Here is a 1,989-nt window from a genome sequence, read left to right on the forward strand (position 1 = left end):
AAGCTATATGAAACCAGGCCTTTAAAATAAAAAAGTTCTTAGGCAGAAATTAACATTTTGTGGATAACACAACGAATTTTAGAAAATTTTATGCGTTGACCCTGACATAATTTCTAAAAAATTATTATTTAGAAAGATAAACTTCAGAAAGCTGATTAGATAAATATTTAAACGCTAAAGGTAATTCTGTTTCTGGATGTTCGATAGCGCCTTCCATAAAAATAAAGCCATGGTAGTTAATTTCCTTTAAAGCTTTTAGATAAGGCTTAAAGTCATCTCCCATAACGCCAGGTAAACTACGTTTTTCTTTTTCCGCTATTTCGCAAAATGTAATTAGCGAGCCTGCATTTACAATTTCCTGAGGAGACTCGTTTTCCCGCATCATGTGGAAAATATCTGCATTCAACTTAAATGCCGGATGATTTACCCTGCGTACCACTTCTGCAGCAGACTTTAAAGAGCTAAGAAAATTGGTTTCCTTCGATTGTAGATTTTCTAGTAGAATAGTTACATTATATTTTTCCGCAAGTAATGCCAGTTTTTTACAAAGTGTAACAAAATCATTTTTAGCTTTTTCCTGACTATAATCTAAGGGTATACTTCTCGCACCCGAGCTACCCAGAATTATATACTTTATCCCAGCCTTTCCTGCTCTAAATAATACGGTATCGGCATAACCGATAACTTTATTTTCATCTACCGAGGGTCCTGCTATTTTAATTGTTGCAGGAAAAAACAGATTGCAACTAATTACCTTGCACCTGGCTTTATTAATTTTTTCAACGCTGGCTAAAAAATCAGACTCTTTTAATAGTGGAGAAAGCAGGTTTGGTACAGATTCACCAAGCATTGTAAAGCCTGAAGCATGGGCCAAACTATCTCTGCTTAATGGTGATACAATTCCTAATTTAGGTATTTGCTGGGCTAATACTTTATCTGCATTAGTTAATACCAGTAGTAAAATTAAATAAAGATATCTCATAGGAGAACAATAATTAACTATGCATTTCAAGTATATTTTGTTGTAGCAGTTAAATATATCGCATTACGAAAATTATGACCACAACGCATCAGGTAATCACCAATTTCTGTAAAACCTGGAGCATCATCGCAGGCTTTAAAATCGTCTAATAATTTGACCTGATCATTAATTTCATTCCTAATCAGCTCTGAAAAACTATGTTGCTCACTAGTTTCTGCCGTAATCAATTTTACATCCATATCTGATATTTGGTTAATTGCTATAATATTACGCAAAATCTAGCTTCATTTACTTTTAAGCATAATTTCGTTACATAATAATCTAACCGAAAAAGGGCTTATGAATTTTTAATTTCATAAGCCCTCTTCTTTGCGGTATCCGCAAACTTCAAATTTTATGTTCCCATTAAACGATTTTAAAAACCTGCCGCTTTCCCTCAATGCTTGGTGCGACAGTTTTTTTGTAGGTTTTCCAGTGCCCTAACGGATAATGCTTTTTAATTTCTAATTATGAAACTACCTTAGCCTTCTTAACATAGGAACTTAAAAACGTGCTAACCATGTCCGAAAATAGTTTCTTTTCTAAACGCCTATCACCTGATGATTTTTGATAAGCTTTAATCTTCTCATCTAGCTTTTTGAACCCGTTTTGTAAAATCATATCTTAACCCTTCTTTCTAAAACTGCTGTCGAAAAAAATATTGTGCTGTTTTACAGATGTATACACAAAAATCGAGCCATACATCATTCCCGTGAAAACGGGAACCCTAAAGCAATAAAAAAGAAAACAAAATAAACGCCTGCTTTTAAAGCATTAAGATGCCCAATCAAGTTGAGCATGACGTAATGCCAATAGCAGCATAACAACCACATAACGACACCGCCAAATTAAGTTATATTAAGAAGAGGCTGTCTCAAAATAAATGAGGCAGCTTTTTTTGTGTTTAAATAAATCTGGAGTGTTATCTGTCTGTTGCTGGTTAGAAATATTTTATTTAACCATTATTC

The 1,989-nt window shown here is 33.7% G+C and carries 2 protein-coding genes; both read right to left on the minus strand.

Features of this window, described 5'->3' with window-relative positions:
• Positions 1–124: 124 nt before the first annotated feature.
• Entirely contained in the window at positions 125–982 is an 858-nt protein-coding gene (locus ACFOUY_RS09055; protein WP_378960184.1) for a sugar phosphate isomerase/epimerase family protein, read from the minus strand.
• Between the two features lie 26 nt (positions 983–1,008).
• The gene (locus tag ACFOUY_RS09060; RefSeq protein WP_378960185.1) at positions 1,009–1,221 is read right to left on the minus strand and encodes a hypothetical protein; all 213 of its coding nucleotides are present in this window, start codon (positions 1,219–1,221) and stop codon (positions 1,009–1,011) included.
• Between the last annotated feature and the right edge of the window lie 768 nt (positions 1,222–1,989).

Source organism: Pedobacter jamesrossensis (assembly GCF_042650905.1).
Taxonomy (GTDB): domain Bacteria; phylum Bacteroidota; class Bacteroidia; order Sphingobacteriales; family Sphingobacteriaceae; genus Pedobacter; species Pedobacter jamesrossensis.

Coding starts and splice junctions, on each gene's coding strand:
- ACFOUY_RS09055 (WP_378960184.1), bottom strand. CDS start 982: ATGAGATATCTTTATTTAATTTTACTACTGGTATTAACTAATGCAGAT.
- ACFOUY_RS09060 (WP_378960185.1), bottom strand. CDS start 1,221: ATGGATGTAAAATTGATTACGGCAGAAACTAGTGAGCAACATAGTTTT.